The sequence below is a fragment of the Bacillus carboniphilus genome, assembly GCF_039522365.1.
GTDB classification, from domain to species: domain Bacteria; phylum Bacillota; class Bacilli; order Bacillales; family JC228; genus Bacillus_BF; species Bacillus_BF carboniphilus.
The window spans coordinates 16916-31831 of record NZ_BAAADJ010000022.1 but is presented as its reverse complement, the minus strand read 5'-3'; the positions used below and the strand labels follow the sequence as shown (position 1 = coordinate 31831).

16 protein-coding genes and 1 other annotated feature are annotated in these 14916 nt (G+C 38.0%); all 16 genes read right to left on the bottom strand.

The genetic code is table 11. The features are described 5' to 3' along the window. Positions 1-104 precede the first annotated feature (104 nt). The 16 genes from ileS to ABDZ91_RS11335 all read right to left on the bottom strand — a co-directional run bounded on the left by ileS (position 105) and on the right by ABDZ91_RS11335 (position 14908). Positions 105-2861 carry an isoleucine--tRNA ligase gene (gene ileS / locus ABDZ91_RS11410; RefSeq protein ID WP_343799084.1) on the bottom strand — a complete coding sequence of 919 codons (2757 nt, stop codon included), beginning with the start codon at positions 2859-2861 and terminating at the stop codon, positions 105-107. Between the two features lie 68 nt (positions 2862-2929). Beyond that, positions 2930-3152 (bottom strand) — a binding site (T-box leader). A 63-nt stretch (positions 3153-3215) separates the two neighbouring features. Beyond that, positions 3216-3719 carry a DivIVA domain-containing protein gene (locus ABDZ91_RS11405; RefSeq protein WP_343799082.1) on the bottom strand — a complete coding sequence of 168 codons (504 nt, stop codon included), beginning with the start codon at positions 3717-3719 and terminating at the stop codon, positions 3216-3218. Positions 3720-3806: 87 nt separating this feature from the next. Then, positions 3807-4589 (bottom strand): YlmH family RNA-binding protein, encoded by a 783-nt coding sequence (locus ABDZ91_RS11400; protein WP_343799080.1) that lies wholly within the window; start codon positions 4587-4589, stop codon positions 3807-3809. Positions 4590-4925: 336 nt separating this feature from the next. Next, the gene (locus ABDZ91_RS11395; RefSeq protein ID WP_343799078.1) at positions 4926-5189 is read right to left on the bottom strand and encodes a YggT family protein; all 264 of its coding nucleotides are present in this window, start codon (positions 5187-5189) and stop codon (positions 4926-4928) included. Then, complete coding sequence (locus ABDZ91_RS11390; protein ID WP_343799076.1) at positions 5190-5645, bottom strand: cell division protein SepF; 456 nt, start codon at positions 5643-5645, stop codon at positions 5190-5192. Beyond that, positions 5642-6334 (bottom strand): YggS family pyridoxal phosphate-dependent enzyme, encoded by a 693-nt coding sequence (locus tag ABDZ91_RS11385; RefSeq protein ID WP_343799074.1) that lies wholly within the window; start codon positions 6332-6334, stop codon positions 5642-5644. Before ABDZ91_RS11385 ends, ABDZ91_RS11390 begins: the two co-directional genes overlap by 4 nt. A gap of 10 nt (positions 6335-6344) precedes the next feature. Beyond that, on the bottom strand, positions 6345-7160 hold the full coding sequence (gene pgeF, locus ABDZ91_RS11380) for a peptidoglycan editing factor PgeF (RefSeq protein WP_343799072.1): 816 nt from the start codon (positions 7158-7160) through the stop codon (positions 6345-6347). Positions 7161-7261: 101 nt separating this feature from the next. Beyond that, a complete protein-coding gene (locus tag ABDZ91_RS11375; RefSeq protein ID WP_343799070.1) occupies positions 7262-7525 on the bottom strand; it encodes a YlmC/YmxH family sporulation protein in 264 nt (87 codons plus the stop codon). Positions 7526-7623: 98 nt separating this feature from the next. After that, positions 7624-8403 carry an RNA polymerase sporulation sigma factor SigG gene (gene sigG / locus ABDZ91_RS11370; RefSeq protein WP_343799069.1) on the bottom strand — a complete coding sequence of 260 codons (780 nt, stop codon included), beginning with the start codon at positions 8401-8403 and terminating at the stop codon, positions 7624-7626. A gap of 152 nt (positions 8404-8555) precedes the next feature. After that, entirely contained in the window at positions 8556-9293 is a 738-nt protein-coding gene (gene sigE / locus ABDZ91_RS11365) for an RNA polymerase sporulation sigma factor SigE (RefSeq protein ID WP_343799067.1), read from the bottom strand. 84 nt (positions 9294-9377) lie between these two features. Next, positions 9378-10286: a sigma-E processing peptidase SpoIIGA gene (gene spoIIGA, locus ABDZ91_RS11360; RefSeq protein WP_343799065.1), complete on the bottom strand. Its 909-nt coding sequence runs from the start codon at positions 10284-10286 to the stop codon at positions 9378-9380. A 217-nt stretch (positions 10287-10503) separates the two neighbouring features. Continuing rightward, a complete protein-coding gene (gene ftsZ / locus ABDZ91_RS11355) occupies positions 10504-11652 on the bottom strand; it encodes a cell division protein FtsZ (protein WP_343799064.1) in 1149 nt (382 codons plus the stop codon). 38 nt (positions 11653-11690) lie between these two features. Continuing rightward, on the bottom strand, positions 11691-12974 hold the full coding sequence (ftsA, locus tag ABDZ91_RS11350) for a cell division protein FtsA (protein WP_343799062.1): 1284 nt from the start codon (positions 12972-12974) through the stop codon (positions 11691-11693). A gap of 110 nt (positions 12975-13084) precedes the next feature. Then, the gene (locus ABDZ91_RS11345; protein ID WP_343799060.1) at positions 13085-13447 is read right to left on the bottom strand and encodes a small basic family protein; all 363 of its coding nucleotides are present in this window, start codon (positions 13445-13447) and stop codon (positions 13085-13087) included. Between the two features lie 14 nt (positions 13448-13461). After that, entirely contained in the window at positions 13462-14172 is a 711-nt protein-coding gene (locus ABDZ91_RS11340) for a DUF881 domain-containing protein (protein ID WP_343799058.1), read from the bottom strand. 34 nt (positions 14173-14206) lie between these two features. Then, positions 14207-14908, bottom strand: a complete 702-nt coding sequence (locus ABDZ91_RS11335) for a DUF881 domain-containing protein (protein ID WP_343799057.1) — start codon at positions 14906-14908, stop codon at positions 14207-14209. Positions 14909-14916 lie beyond the last annotated feature (8 nt).

The following is a 14916-nucleotide window of genomic DNA, read 5'->3' as shown; positions in this document are numbered from 1 at the left end:
CACTTTCTTTTAGTAGTAGTGACCATTTCTCACTTTCAATTGTAAAACCGGTACTAAACTCAAAAAAAAGACCCCCTCTAATAGGAGGGAGCCTCTATTACAGCTTAATAATGTTCTTTTATCACTGTTGCACAACGCGCACATAGACTTGGGTGTTCTTGGTCTGTACCCACATCTTTTGTTACATTCCAGCAACGCTCACATGTGTCACCTTCAGCTTTTTCAACCAATACAGTAGCAACATCAAGTTTCAACGCTTCAGCTGGAGCTTCGCTTGCATCTTTTACAACAACTTCAGAAACGATGAATAATTGTTTTAGATCTTCATTTAATGAAGCCAATAAATCTTTCGTTTCATTAGTTACAAAAAGAGTTACACTAGCAGCCAATGACTTACCAATCACTTTTGCGTTTCTAGCTTCCTCTAAGGCTTTAAGAACATCATCTCTTAAGTCTAAGAAAGCATTCCACTTTTTCTCTAGTTGATCTTGATTTGGAACTGTGACGGCTTCAGGCATATCCGTTAATTGAACACTTGCTTCCTCAACACCTGGAACGAATGCCCATACTTCATCCGTTGTATGAACTAAAACGGGTGCCATTAACTTAGTCAGTGCAAGCAAGTTATCATAAATAACTGTTTGCATAGCTCTTCTTGCTTGAGTAGTTGGTCCTTCCACATAAAGAATATCTTTTCCGTAATCTAAATAGAAGGCACTTAAATCTAGCGTGCAATAGTTGTTTACTGCATGATAGATGGTTGCATATTCATAATTTTCGTATGCATCACGAACTGAATGAATTAACTTGTTCAGCTTCACCAACATATACTGGTCCACTTCACTCATATCTTCAACTGCCACACGATCTTTTGTTGGATCGAAATCAGCTAGGTTACCAAGCATGAAGCGATAAGTATTTCGGATTTTACGGTACACTTCCGAAACTTGCTTGAAGTTCTCCATAAACACTTTTACATCAGAACGGTAGTCAACAGATGATACCCAAAGTCGTAAGATATCTGCTCCGTATTGTTTATTAACCTGTTCAGGAACAATGACATTCCCAATTGATTTAGACATCTTTCTTCCTTTTTCATCGACTGTAAATCCGTTTGATAATACAGACTTATAAGGAGCATGACCTGTTACCGCAACACTTGTGATTAAACTGGAGTTAAACCATCCACGATATTGGTCCGAACCTTCAAGGTAGATATCAGCTGGATGCTGAAGGTCTTCACGAGTTTTTAATACCGCATAGTGTGAAGAACCAGAGTCAAACCAAACGTCCATGATATCCTGTTCTTTTGTGAACTTACCATTTGGACTAGATGGATGTGTAAATCCTTCTGGTAATAGTTCTTTCGCTTCTTTTTCAAACCAAATGTTCGATCCGTGTTCACGGAATAGGATCGCTACATGTTCAATTGTTTCATCGGTAATAATGGGGTCTCCATTTTCAGCGTAGAATACTGGGATTGGTACGCCCCAAACACGTTGTCTAGAAATACACCAGTCACCGCGATCACGGATCATGTTATAAAGTCTTGTTTCGCCCCACTGTGTTGCCCACTTAACGTTACGAATTTCATCTAAAAGCGTTTCACGCAATGGTTCAATGGAAGCGAACCACTGAGCTGTTGCTCTGAAAATCGTTGGTTTCTTCGTTCTCCAATCATGCGGGTAGGAGTGCGTAATAAACGTTAGTTTTAGTAAGGCACCCACTTCCTGTAGCTTTTCAGTAATTTGCTTATTTGCTTCATCATAAAAAAGACCTTCAAAACCAGGTGCTTCACTAGTAAAGTACCCTTTTTCATCGACTGGGCAAAGTACATCTAAACCATACTTCTGACCTACATAAAAGTCATCTTCCCCGTGTCCTGGAGCTGTATGAACACAACCAGTTCCGGATTCAGTCGTTACGTGGTCACCAAGTACTACAAGCGAATCACGATCATAGAAAGGATGGCGACAAAGAATATGTTCTAGGTCGCTACCTGTAACCTCTTTTACAACCTTTGGTGCTTCCCACTCTACAGCTTGAGTTACATTTTCAAGCAGGTCTTTAGCAACAACGTATTGTTTTCCGCTCTCCTCGACTACAACATAAGAAAGTTCAGGATGAACGGCAATTGCTAAGTTTGAAGGAATGGTCCATGGAGTTGTTGTCCAGATGACGATTTCTGTACCTTCTTCTAGAACATCCTTCCCATCTTTTACTTTAAAACCAACATAAATAGATGGTGAGCGTTTGTCTTGGTATTCAATCTCTGCTTCTGCAAGTGCTGATTCACTAGAAGGGGACCAGAATACAGGCTTCAGACCTTTATAGATATAGCCTTTTTTCGCCATTTCTCCAAATACGCGAATTTGTTGTGCTTCATACTCTGAGTCTAGGGTTAGATAAGGGTTTTCCCAATCTCCACGTACACCAATACGTTTGAAGCCTTTACGTTGAATGTCCATTTGCTCTTTCGCATATTTTTCACAAAGTCTTCTGAACTCTGCTACTGTCATTTCTTTACGGTTCACACCTTCATTTGTTAGCTTCTGCTCAATTGGAAGACCGTGTGTATCCCAACCAGGTACGTAAGGTGCATTAAAGCCACTCATAGATTTGTAACGAACGATAAAGTCCTTTAATACCTTGTTAAGCGCATGCCCCATATGGATGTCTCCATTTGCATATGGTGGTCCATCATGAAGAACAAACTTAGGTCTGTTTTTTGTTCTTTCTTGAACTAGCTTATAGATATCGATTTCTTCCCATTTTGCTTGGATATCTGGTTCACGATTTGGAAGATTTCCTCTCATTGGAAAATCTGTTTTTGGCATAAGTAACGTGTCTTTATACTCCACTGTTTTCATCCTTTCAAACTTTAAAAATCAGTACTTAGAGACAAAATAAAAAAGCCCCTCATCCCTAATAAAGGGACGAGAAGCTGTTATTCCCGCGGTACCACCCTGGTTGACTTTATAAAAAAGTCCGCTCTGAGTTGTCGTAACGTGACAAAACGCTTAAATTTACTAAAGGTTTCAATTTAAGAACTCGAGGGTGATTTTCCATACCTATTCTATGTCGAGCTTTCACCATCCTCGACTCGCTGATATAGAATTCTGAGCATGTACTGTCCCTGTCATCGTCATAATATATATGATTTCGTTAGTGTATTATATTAGAAAATGAGCGAAAAGGTCAAGTTTCTTATCAATCTATTCGTCTTTAACTGAAATTAGGTCAGCTGCATCGACATCATATTCGAGCAAACCTTCCCAATCATCCGCGTTTATTAAATCTAATTGCGCCTCAACTAGGATTCGGAAGCGATTTCTGAAGACTTTAGATTGCTTTTTCAACTCTTCTACATCTAATGCAATCTTTCTAGCTTTTGCTAAAGATTCATTTACAATACGGTCCGCATTTTTTTCAGCCTCTTTAACAATTAGCTTTGCTTCTTTTTGTGCATTACGTTTTACATCTTCAGCTGCCTCTTGGGCAATGACAATGGACTTGTTTAACGTGTCTTCAATGTTTGTAAAATGACCTAGTTTCTCTGTAAGATCACTATATTTTTGTTCTAATTCTTTTTTCTCACGAATTAAAATTTCAAAGTCTTTAATAACCTGATCTAGAAACTCATTAACTTCGTCTTCGTCATAACCTCTAAAACCTTTTGTAAACTCCTTGTTATGTATGTCCAATGGTGTTAATGGCATAAAAGGCACCTCCACGTGTATTCACTAGTACTTGTTCTCTTATTATACAATGTTTCGACAATTTGTGGTGGAATTCCTTCAATTTCGCTAACTTTTTTGTAGGATGACGGTTAGACGAGTTTTTCCTTTTTTCGTTTGACCCTCTATTATTTTTATGGTTATTCTTCCAAATCCTCTAATGGAGAGAGTGTCACCTTCTTTACATTCAAAGCTTGTTTGTTCAACAAGCTTCCAATTTACTTTCACATTCCCCTGCTGGATCCACTGCTGAACCTTTTGCCTAGAGAATGGGACAACTTGAGAAATAACTGCATCTAAACGTAAAGAGGAAGATGTGATTTGCTTTTCACTACCATCCTCGGCTTTCACGATAGCTTTTTCTAATGGTAGCTCTTCTAGCTTAATTTTGTTCCTACCGACCTGTTGAAAGTTTAATGATAGGTAATCACTTACTTCTTTACAGGCATAGAACTGTATGATGCCTTTAGAAGTGTCCATTAGGATATCACCAAACTTTTCACGTTTCAATCCAAGTCCCATTAGACTACCGAGTATTTCTCTATGTTCTAAATTTACAAATTTTTGAGGATAATCAATATTCCATAGTGTAATATCGTAATCTTCAGAGCTAGGTGTCATGTAATCCGGTGATAGAATTGCCCGCTTTCTCTCTGTATGAGATTGTCCACCAAAAAAGGTAACCTCAACATCTCCATTCTTTCCAATGACGGAGCGGAGGATTGTTTGTTGTCTCGGATCTAGGAAATCGGTTTTCTTTGGGGCATAAGTGTCTTCCACATACGAACGCCATTCTAAAACCTGATCAATCCATTCTTTTTCATCGTGTCTAAAGTGTTCGTAAATGCTCATTTTAATTACTCCTTCAAAAAATAAACGCTGTTTTCGCATACATTGTTGCTAATAGACATTAGTTGATTCTATTAACAATGGTCGTTGATTTCCGTTGCAGGTGCTTGCTTTCCGCGGGCGGTCCGGGAGCCTCCTCGTCGCTTTCGCTCCTGCGGGGTCTCCCTTGTCCCTTCCTCCCACTTTCCACTGCTTCCATGTATTTCTTCAGGGCAGTGGAAATGAGTCAAGCACCTTCCACTCCAATCAACTGTAGTTAAATTATATTTGCAGAAATCAACAAACTTTTTGAAAACAGCCTAAAAAAAGGAAACCTATCATAAGGTTCCCTCGTTTCATTTAAACAAAATGCGCCAAATAATAAATTCCTCTTTGTGCTAAGTTCAATGTAATGAAAGCCACAATCGGAGAAATATCAATCATAGCAATTGGAGGAATTATTTTACGAAATGGTTCTAAATAAGGCTCACAGATCCTACCTAGTAACTGACCAATGGCTGAATCTCTTGCACCTGGGAACCAGGAAAGCAACACATAAATAATAAGGGCAATCGAATAAAAATAAATCAAAGAGGCTAAAAGACCTAAAATATTAGCTAACAACTATAGCCACCCCACTTCTTCAGATTCCTGAAACGAATTCGAATCAGGTCCATTAAACATTTCAGAAATATTCCCTGATACCTCTACGTTATCAGGTGTGCAAAGAAAAATCTTTATTCCCACACGTTGTATATCTCCACCAATGGCATAAACAGTACCACTAAGAAAATCTACAATTCTTTTGGCTTGCTCGTGTGAAATTCGTTGTAAATTCATAACAACTGCACGATTATTCTTTAAATGATCGGCAATCTCTTGTACTTCCGCATAAAGCCTAGGCTCAACAAGGATAACACTAGCGCTTTTTTGTTCTTTTTGGAAATGAACAACATTAGAAGGTTTTGTTTGATGGCGAGCTTGTCTAGAAAGGGTTTCTGTTTCTGTCTCTTCCCATTCTGGCTCCATTCCTTCATCATCATAGAAAAAGAATTGACGAATCTTTGATTTTATATTCATGATTCCACCTCTGCTTTCTCATTACCAACTAATGCAGTTCCAATCCTTACAAAAGTAGCGCCTTCTTCAATGGCAATTTCAAAATCATTAGACATTCCCATTGATAGTTCTGTACACGGAGCATAAGGCAACTTTATTTCTTGGACTTTTGACTGCAAGTTTCTTAATGTTTTAAAGCAATTTCTAATGATCTTTTCATCATCTGTAAAAGGAGCCATCGTCATCAATCCAACAATTTGGATATGTTTATAGCTTTCAAGCTTTTTGATAAAATCGATAACATCCCCAGGAGAGATTCCTTGTTTACTTTCTTCTCCAGATGCGTTAACTTGAACAAAACATTTAATAGGCTTGGTTGCTCTTTTATCAATTTCTTTAGCAAGTGAAAGCCGATCTATTGAATGTATGTAATCCACTTTATCAATAATATTTTTCACCTTACGCGATTGAAGAGAACCGATGAAGTGCCAGCATGGCTTGTCCCCAAGAGCTTCCCATTTTTGAAGAAACCCATCATCCCGATTTTCACCTAAATGCACGACTCCTGCTTCGATGGCTTCTCTTGCCCTATCGATAGATACATATTTCGTAACAGCAATTACTTTAACTTCATCTACGTTTCTATTCACTTTTTTACAGGCCTGTAGGATGGTTGCTTGAATCGATTCGAAGTTGTCTTTTACATTCATAAGTGGTTTATTACTCCCTCCAGCCAATAAAGCTTAACATTCTACCCGTTTTTCCTTGATCCCTTCTGTGTGAGAAAAATAACTTTTGATCACAAGAAGAACAATAACCGGTAGACAAGATGTTTGTCTCAGGTATTCCAGCATTTTTTAATAATTGGACATTAAGTTCCTTTAAATCTAAAGAAAATTGACCTGCTTCTAATTCTTGATAGGGTTTAGGATCATGTTCAGATAGGACAGCATTTACAGCAGAAATGACGCGTTGATCAACCTTGTAGCATTTCTTGCAAATACTTGGACCGACAGCTACCTGAATCTGGTTAAGCTTCACACCTTGTTCACATAAAGCTTTCACCATTTTACTAGCAATATTTCCAGTAGTACCTTTCCAACCCGCATGGGCCACACCGATCCATTTCGTGTCAGGGTCTAAAAAAAACAAAGGTACACAATCAGCATAACATAAGGTCAATAAAACATCGGACTCTCGGGTTATCAGCCCATCCGTTTTTGGGATACAAGTCTCTAGAGAATATGCTCCTTTACCTCTGTCATTGCTATTAATAAGGGTAATATCAGTACCATGTACTTGCTCCGTGCTGACCCAGTGCTGGACTGGAAAATTTAGCTGTTCTGCTAACCGCTCTCTATTTTCTTGAACGTTCTCTTCTAAATCACTAACATGGAAGGCGAGGTTCAATGCTTCCGTAGGGAAAGAGCTAACACCTTCATCTTTTGTTGTAAAACCTGCCACAAGACTAGGATGTTGATTCATCCATGTATCTAGCGCCATCCATTGTTTGGATTTTATTTGGAAAGGTTCCATAACTATTCACCTTTCTTCAAAAGTTGAGCAGTAAATGAGTTTGCTCATAGAATTTTACATAATTCCTATTTTACCACATTCTTCCCCACTAGTCATAAATCTCACTGCTCTTCTTCTTCATAATTGGAATAACCTTTGTAGCGAACTAAAATGACATCCTCACCGATTTTTACAATGTTTTTCCAAGGAACGACAATATCCTCATCTCTTCCGAAGAACCCAAGTACTCTTGATGAACTAGCCACCACAATAGCATCAATTTTTCCCGTCTGAACGTTAATTTCAATGTCCACTATATTCCCTAGTTTCTTACCATCCGAAACAGTTACAACATCTTTTATTTGAAACTCAGATATTCTCACCATTTTCATTCTCCTCTAATGTTAAGTCTTCTACTTTATATATATGAGACCACCACTATTAATCATGAAGGCAAAAATAAAAAACTGCCCAATAGGCAGTTTTATGATTGGATATTTTTATTCATTTGTTTGATAGCAGCTTTTTCTAATCGAGACACTTGAGCTTGAGAGATTCCAATCTCCTCAGCCACTTCCATTTGAGTTTTCCCTTGGAAAAACCGTTTACGCAGGATAAGTTTTTCCCTCTCATTTAAGCGTCTCATCCCTTCTCTTAAAGCTAGTTCTTCAATCCAGTTCGAATCTTTATTTCTTTCATCACTTAATTGATCCATCACATAGATTGGATCGCCCCCATCATTATAGATAGGTTCAAATAAAGAGACTGGATCTTGAATGGCATCTAAAGCAAATACAATTTCTTCATGACTTACATCTAATTCTTTCGCAATTTCCGCAGCAGTCGGTTCCTTTGATGTCTCACTAATCAGTCTTTCTCGTACTTGGAGTGCTTTATAAGCGATGTCTCGTAGTGATCTTGAAACCCTGATCGGATTGTTATCACGTAAGTACCGCCTAATTTCCCCAATAATCATGGGAACAGCATACGTAGAGAACTTTACATTCTGACCAAGGTCAAAATTATCAATGGATTTCATAAGTCCGATACATCCAACTTGGAAAAGATCATCTACATATTCTCCACGGTTATTAAATCGCTGGATGACACTCAATACTAACCTTAAATTTCCGTTTACTAGTTTTTCTCTTGCTGACAAGTCGCCCTCATGCATTTGCCTAAACAACTTGCGCATCTCCTCATTCTTTAAAACGGGAAGTTTAGAAGTATCTACACCACAAATTTCTACTTTGTTTCGAGTCAACCCTTTTCCCTCCTAACAGGAGCTGCTGTTCAAAAATAAGTATCTCCTGAGGAAGGAAAAATATGCACACGTTCAACACGAACATTCGTTCTAAATATAGTTCAAGCTATGATACGACTGATATTATATGAGAAAAATTTTTTTACCAGATTTTAGACCATTTTATTAAATTCTTTTTGAAGTCTTTTAATAATTCTTTTTTCGAGTCTTGAAATATAAGATTGAGATATCCCTAGCATATCAGCGACATCTTTCTGTGTCTTTTCTTCACCACCGACTAGACCAAATCGAAGCTCCATAATTTGCTTTTCTCTTGCGGATAACTGATGGAGGGCTTTCAACAGAAGCTTCCGGTCGACACTCGCTTCAAGGTCCTTCGTAATAATATCTTCTTCTGTGCCAAGCACATCTGATAATAATAATTCGTTACCATCCCAATCAATATTCAGTGGCTCATCAAAGGAGACCTCGGATCTGATTTTATTATTCCTTCTTAAGTACATAAGTATTTCATTTTCTATACACCGGGATGCATAGGTGGCTAACTTAATTTTCTTTTCTGGATTAAATGTATTGACCGCTTTAATCAAGCCGATTGTACCAATGCTAATCAAGTCCTCAATATTGATACCAGTATTTTCAAACTTTCTCGCGATATAAACAACCAATCTTAAATTTCTTTCAATTAGAAGGGATCGAGCTGTTTTATCTCCATTTGGCAATTTTTTTAATAAAATTTCTTCTTCTTCTTTCGTTAAAGGAGGTGGAAGAGCCTCACTTCCGCCTATGTAGTAAATTTCATCCGTTTTAATTCCCAATTTAATTAAGAGTTTATACCAGTAATACTGTAGTCGAAAGAAAAGTTTCAAGCTTGTTCCTCCTTTAAGCATAGTGTCCTAGATTGTTTACTTCGTCTACCTATAATTTGATTCTAAAAAAAATCAAAGAGCCGTATAGTATTAGTAAGCATTTGGTCATGATGCGGTTGATTGTGGAACTCTTGTCATCATCTTAGGATGAACAATAGCGTCAAAGAGACCTTCAGTAGAAAGGGAGTGATTGGAAAACGAAATCAGCCCTTTTACATCCATTGTTTGTCCATTCTGTGTTTCAATCGTTATGTTGTCAGGTTTAAAAGCTACTAACAAATCACCGACTTGTCCTACCGTCCGACAAGGGACCATTCTCAGTCTTGATTCCCATCCATTTGGGACATTTATTGTCCCTTCTATGTAACTAGATGGGTTCCTAGACATTTCTTTAACTTCTTGAGGTACTTCTAATTTTTCTGGTGAGATAAACATAACCGGGAGTTTAGATAAAGGGTCAAATACCTGGTTTCCACTATCAACTAAACCGGTCAATTGACCTGTCACCTGTTGGATTTCAATATGAACCTTTACCGTTTGGTCAAACCGAATTTTACTCATTTCCCACTTCTCGGATTGCTTGGTTGTCACAAACCAAAGTGCGGGAAATCCAAGGATGACAAAAATCCAGCTAATAGGATCTCCAAACCCTTTTATGCTCGCCATCAAAAGTGACTGTGAAAACTTAGATTCGTACTGAAAAAAATAATGCAACCCTATGAGTCCACCACCCATCAAAAAGGTCGTGATATAAAAAGTAATGGTGGCCTGTAAAAAAAACTTGAGACGTCGGTATCCGAATGCTGCAAAGATAATGACAAATGATAACATCACCTTGAACAATGGATGTAACAGAATTGAAGAGAGTGATGAAATATAGCCAAATACCGTAACAGATGCAATCATTCCAGATACAATTAGTCTCCAAAACCGAATCTTTACTTTTAATAGTAATGCTGTAAAGAGGAGGAGAAGAACATCAAAAAGGAAATTTAATAGCCATATCACATCCATATAAACGGTCAGGTAAACCCCCTCCTTATTGCTTGGCTAAACTACTTGAATAAAGTATAACGTAGGTATTCCTGGGAAGTGTGTCATTTTCTGTCACTAAGCTTGGAGAAATTTTCAGATATTTTAGGTTATTTTGTCAGGTGAAGAATTTGTTAGTAGAACAGCAAAAAAGCCATCAGGCATTAACCCAATGGCTCTTCTATACTTCAATTTATTCTTATCTTCTACGATTGCGATTTCTCAAGAACGTTGGGATATCTAATGTATCTTCCACGTTTTGTGTGCTTGCAGACGATGAACGTTGTGTTTCCGCAGCATATTCATCTTTTTGAGGCTCGCGTTTTGGTTGGGTACTAGATGAAGGTTTTGATACTTGTCCAAAAGATGGACGAGTAGGTTTCGGTTGAGAAACGTCTTCATTAAAACCTGTCGCGATTACAGTTACAACGATTTCATCTTTAAGATTTTCGTTAATAACGGAACCGAAGATCATATTTACTTCTTGGTCAGAAGCAGATGCTACAATATCAGCAGCCTCTTGAACTTCATACAAGCTAAGGTTTGTTCCACCCGTAATGTTCATTAGAACACCTTGTGCTCCATCAATAGATTTTTCTAGTAATGGACTGGAGATTGCCTTCTTTGCCGCTTCAGCTGCTCTGTTTTCACCAGTAGCAACACCGATTCCCATAAGGGCAGACCCTTTGTTAGACATAATTGTTTTTACATCAGCAAAGTCAAGGTTAATTAAACCTGGAGTTGCGATTAAATCAGAGATACCTTGTACACCTTGACGTAGGACATTATCCGCTTCACGGAATGCTTCAAGCATTGGAGTGCTCTTATCTACGATTTCAAGTAGACGGTCGTTTGGAATTACAATCAGTGTGTCAACGGACTCTTTCATTGAAGAAATCCCGCCACTTGCTTGATTAGATCTCTTTCTACCTTCAAACGTAAACGGTCTCGTTACAACACCTACAGTAAGTGCGCCTAAATCTCTAGCGATTTGAGCAATAACTGGTGCAGCACCTGTACCTGTTCCACCGCCCATACCAGCAGTGACAAATACCATATCGGCTCCTTTTAATACTTCTTCTAGCTGCTCTTTACTTTCTTCAGCAGCTTTCTTTCCTACTTCTGGGTTCGCTCCCGCTCCAAGTCCTCTCGTTAGCTTCCCACCAATTTGCATTTTGATTTCTGCTTTGGATAAGTTTAAAGCCTGTGCATCAGTGTTTACGGCGATGAATTCTACACCTTGAACACCATGTTCAATCATTCGGTTTACTGCGTTATTACCGCCACCACCGACGCCGATTACTTTAATCGTTGCCAATTGGTCCAATTCTGTATCAAATTCTAACATGACAAATCCTCCTAATTCGATCTATTCCATGACGGTTTTTATTCGAAGAAATAACCAAGGAACTTCTTCATCTTAGATGACATATTATCCTGGGATTCACTAGGTGCTTTTGATTGTCCTTGAGGTTTAGAAGGCTGTCGCTTTTCAACCACTTCAACCGGAACCGGCTGTGTACCGACATTTCTTCCTTGTAATCTAGCACTCTTATAAGCATATTTGATTAAACCGACTGCTGTTGTATATTGAGGTTCTCTAACTCCAATATAATCCGGAATGGCTACTCTTACTCTGTTTTGGAACACGACATGAGCAAGCTCTAAAACACCAGGAAGATTCGCTACTCCCCCAGATAGTACATATCCACCTGGGACATCCCTTACACCAAGTCGTCTCAATTCATGCTGAATTAAATCGAAAATTTCTTCAAGTCTAGCTTCAATAATATCAGAAATTTCTAATTGATTAAATTGTTGATGTTGATCACTTCCGATGATAGGAACACTAAACACCTCATCTTCAGATGCATCATCATAAAAAGCATGTCCATATTTAATTTTGATTTGTTCAGCATCATCTGTCGTAGTCTTTAGACCGATAGAAAGGTCCTTTGTGATGTGATCTCCACCAACAGGTAATACAGAAGTTACTTTTAAACTACCATTTTCAAAGTAAGCTAGAGTTGTAGAACCACCACCAATATCTACAAGTACCACTCCCATGTTTTTCTCATCTTTGGAGAGTGCTAGTGCACCGGCAGCTAATGGTTGCAGAACAATTTCAACAATATTAAGTCCTGCTTTCTCTACACATCTCAACATATTATGTAACATGGTCTTGGACCCGGTGATAATTGTTCCTTCCATTTCTAGACGGACACCTATCATTCCACGTGGGTCACTAATTTCATCTAAGCCATCAACAATAAATTGCTTTGGTATAACATTGATGATTTCTCTTTCTGGCGGAATGGATACTACCTGTGCCGCATCCATTACTCTTGCTATATCTTCATTTGTAATCTCACGGTTATCACTAGAAACTGCAACCACTCCATGTGATTGGAGGAGCATACAATGGTTTCCTGAGATACCAACTATGACATCTTTAATGGTCATCCCTATCATTCGTTCTGCTTGATCAATTGCCCTTTTAATTGAATGAACGGTTTCATCAATGTCTACAATAGAGCCCTTGCGTAGACCTTCAGATTTGACATGACCCACTCCAATTATATTTAAAGAGTCATTCACCATTTCGCCAATAATGACTTTAACGGTGGATGTACCGATGTCTAAACTTACATAGTACTCATTGCTGTTCATTCTAATGGCACCTCCTTAACTCCTAATCTATATAGAACAACAATTAGAATTGAATTTACCTTTTTATATTGAAATATTCGTCAAATAAAGGAAATTCCCTCTATATCTAATCAAATTTTTTCATTTTTTTCACCCTTAGTTGCCCAATTATTTAACAATATTCTTCGGATTACCGCAATGTTCTGAAATAATCGGACACCAAAAGCGAAAATAGCTGCTAAATACAAGTCTACACCAAGATGAACACCTAGAAAAGCTAAACTTGCAGCAAGTATTATATTGAAAAAAAATCCAGATACGAATACTTTCTCATCGTATACTTTTTGCAGGTGTGCACGGATTCCTCCAAACAATGTATCTAGAGCTGCTAATACAGCAATAGACAAATAATTGGAGTATTCGTCTGGAACTTTAATATCTGTCATTAAACCTAGAACTACCCCAACAATTAGTCCAAAAAGGGGAAGCCACATAAAAGGTTCCTCCTTTATTCTTCAAATGGCTCCATATTTCGTATTCGAATGGAATCAAGATAGGCTGGAAGCTCTATTTCATCCACGACCTCTGATACCGATAATTTTAGGTCTTCCACAAAAAATTCATCTTCAATATTGGAAGCCTGTATACGATTATATATTTTTTCTGCTAAATCTTTATTTTGCGCAACAACTTGAATTTTAACTGGAAAATCATCTAGGGAAACACCATCGACTTTCGTAACCCTGTTAATTTGGCGAATAACTGTTGTATTAATGACCCTTTGCCCTTGGATAGACATGTGTTCTGCCCCATACATATTTAATTCGTTCACAAATTTCTTTAGTAGTTCAGGTGTTAGTTTTACCGCTTCTTGCCCTAATTCAATTCCTTGGAAATATGGCGTAATCGTAATCACTAATCCTGGGCCACTATACTTAGTCAAACCCGCCTCAACTTTCAAGTCGTCTAATGTCGTTCTAAGCACTTCTTCCTCATTGTAATATTGCATCTCGCTGTATTGGTTTAGACTATCTTCTACTTGTCTAAGCTCACGAATTAACTTTGATTGAAGTTCTTTTTCATAAATAATTTCTTCTCTTAACTGCCAAATATCCCTTGTATCTCTCGTTTCCGGTTGCTTCATGGATTGGTACTGAATTGCTAGCATTAAACCGACTAAGAGGGCGATTAGGGTAAAAGATAGATTTCTTTTATTCAAAATTCTTCATCCTTCTTTTTCTCATCCATACAGGTTAACCACCTAAAATAGGTTCCATAATCACTTGATCTTTTTTCTCCATTTTAACGACAATGTTTTCAGAAACCAACGTATCGATTGCTCCGCCAGACAAATTCAAAGCAGAAAAAAGAATGTCTGGGTTTCCTATCGCTGATATCACAAAGGGAGCATTATGTTGGACACCATCAACTGTAATAACTGGTCCATCGCACAGTATGTAGGAATTGTGGGCTAATCTTTGCCCATTTACAGCTACTGCCGTTGCCCCTGAAACATATAGTTCATTTATGACTCTGAACACTTGATGCTCATGAACAATATAGTCACTGATTAGGTCAACGCTGGGATTATATTCAGCATCTTCTAGTGTGACTTCAACGCCGGGTCCTTTTGTTTTTATTTTCCCTAAAAACATACGATACTTTTTTGCATCTTCAGCCAGATTAAAATAAATATTCGCTTTATTGGCAAGCTCATTTTCTATATCTAAAACTTGCTGTTGTTTGTTTGCAAGTTCAAGTTGAAGACTTCTATTTAACTCCTCAAGTTCAACAAGTTGATTTCTCAGACTTAATTCTCTTTCCCACTGATCTGACGTAACGGTCACATTTTTTCGATTGTCTTGGGTCTGTTCATAGGAAAAAGCAAGAATATAGCCTAATACAATCGTTACAAGGGATAGAATGACATGTTTGCCCTTAACTCTAAACTTCATCGGCATCT

Bases quoted from the DNA above. Each gene is read 5' to 3' on its own strand.
- ABDZ91_RS11375 (WP_343799070.1), bottom strand. From the start codon at position 7,525: ATGGTGAGAATATCTGAGTTTCAAATAAAAGATGTTGTAACTGTTTCG.
- ABDZ91_RS11400 (WP_343799080.1), bottom strand. From the start codon at position 4,589: ATGAGCATTTACGAACACTTTAGACACGATGAAAAAGAATGGATTGAT.
- ftsA (WP_343799062.1), bottom strand. From the start codon at position 12,974: ATGAACAGCAATGAGTACTATGTAAGTTTAGACATCGGTACATCCACC.
- ftsZ (WP_343799064.1), bottom strand. From the start codon at position 11,652: ATGTTAGAATTTGATACAGAATTGGACCAATTGGCAACGATTAAAGTA.
- ABDZ91_RS11405 (WP_343799082.1), bottom strand. From the start codon at position 3,719: ATGCCATTAACACCATTGGACATACATAACAAGGAGTTTACAAAAGGT.
- ABDZ91_RS11385 (WP_343799074.1), bottom strand. From the start codon at position 6,334: ATGAATGTAAAAGACAACTTCGAATCGATTCAAGCAACCATCCTACAG.
- ABDZ91_RS11390 (WP_343799076.1), bottom strand. From the start codon at position 5,645: ATGAATATAAAATCAAAGATTCGTCAATTCTTTTTCTATGATGATGAA.
- sigE (WP_343799067.1), bottom strand. From the start codon at position 9,293: ATGCTTAAAGGAGGAACAAGCTTGAAACTTTTCTTTCGACTACAGTAT.
- ABDZ91_RS11345 (WP_343799060.1), bottom strand. From the start codon at position 13,447: ATGTGGCTTCCCCTTTTTGGACTAATTGTTGGGGTAGTTCTAGGTTTA.
- spoIIGA (WP_343799065.1), bottom strand. From the start codon at position 10,286: ATGGATGTGATATGGCTATTAAATTTCCTTTTTGATGTTCTTCTCCTC.
- ABDZ91_RS11335 (WP_343799057.1), bottom strand. From the start codon at position 14,908: ATGAAGTTTAGAGTTAAGGGCAAACATGTCATTCTATCCCTTGTAACG.
- pgeF (WP_343799072.1), bottom strand. From the start codon at position 7,160: ATGGAACCTTTCCAAATAAAATCCAAACAATGGATGGCGCTAGATACA.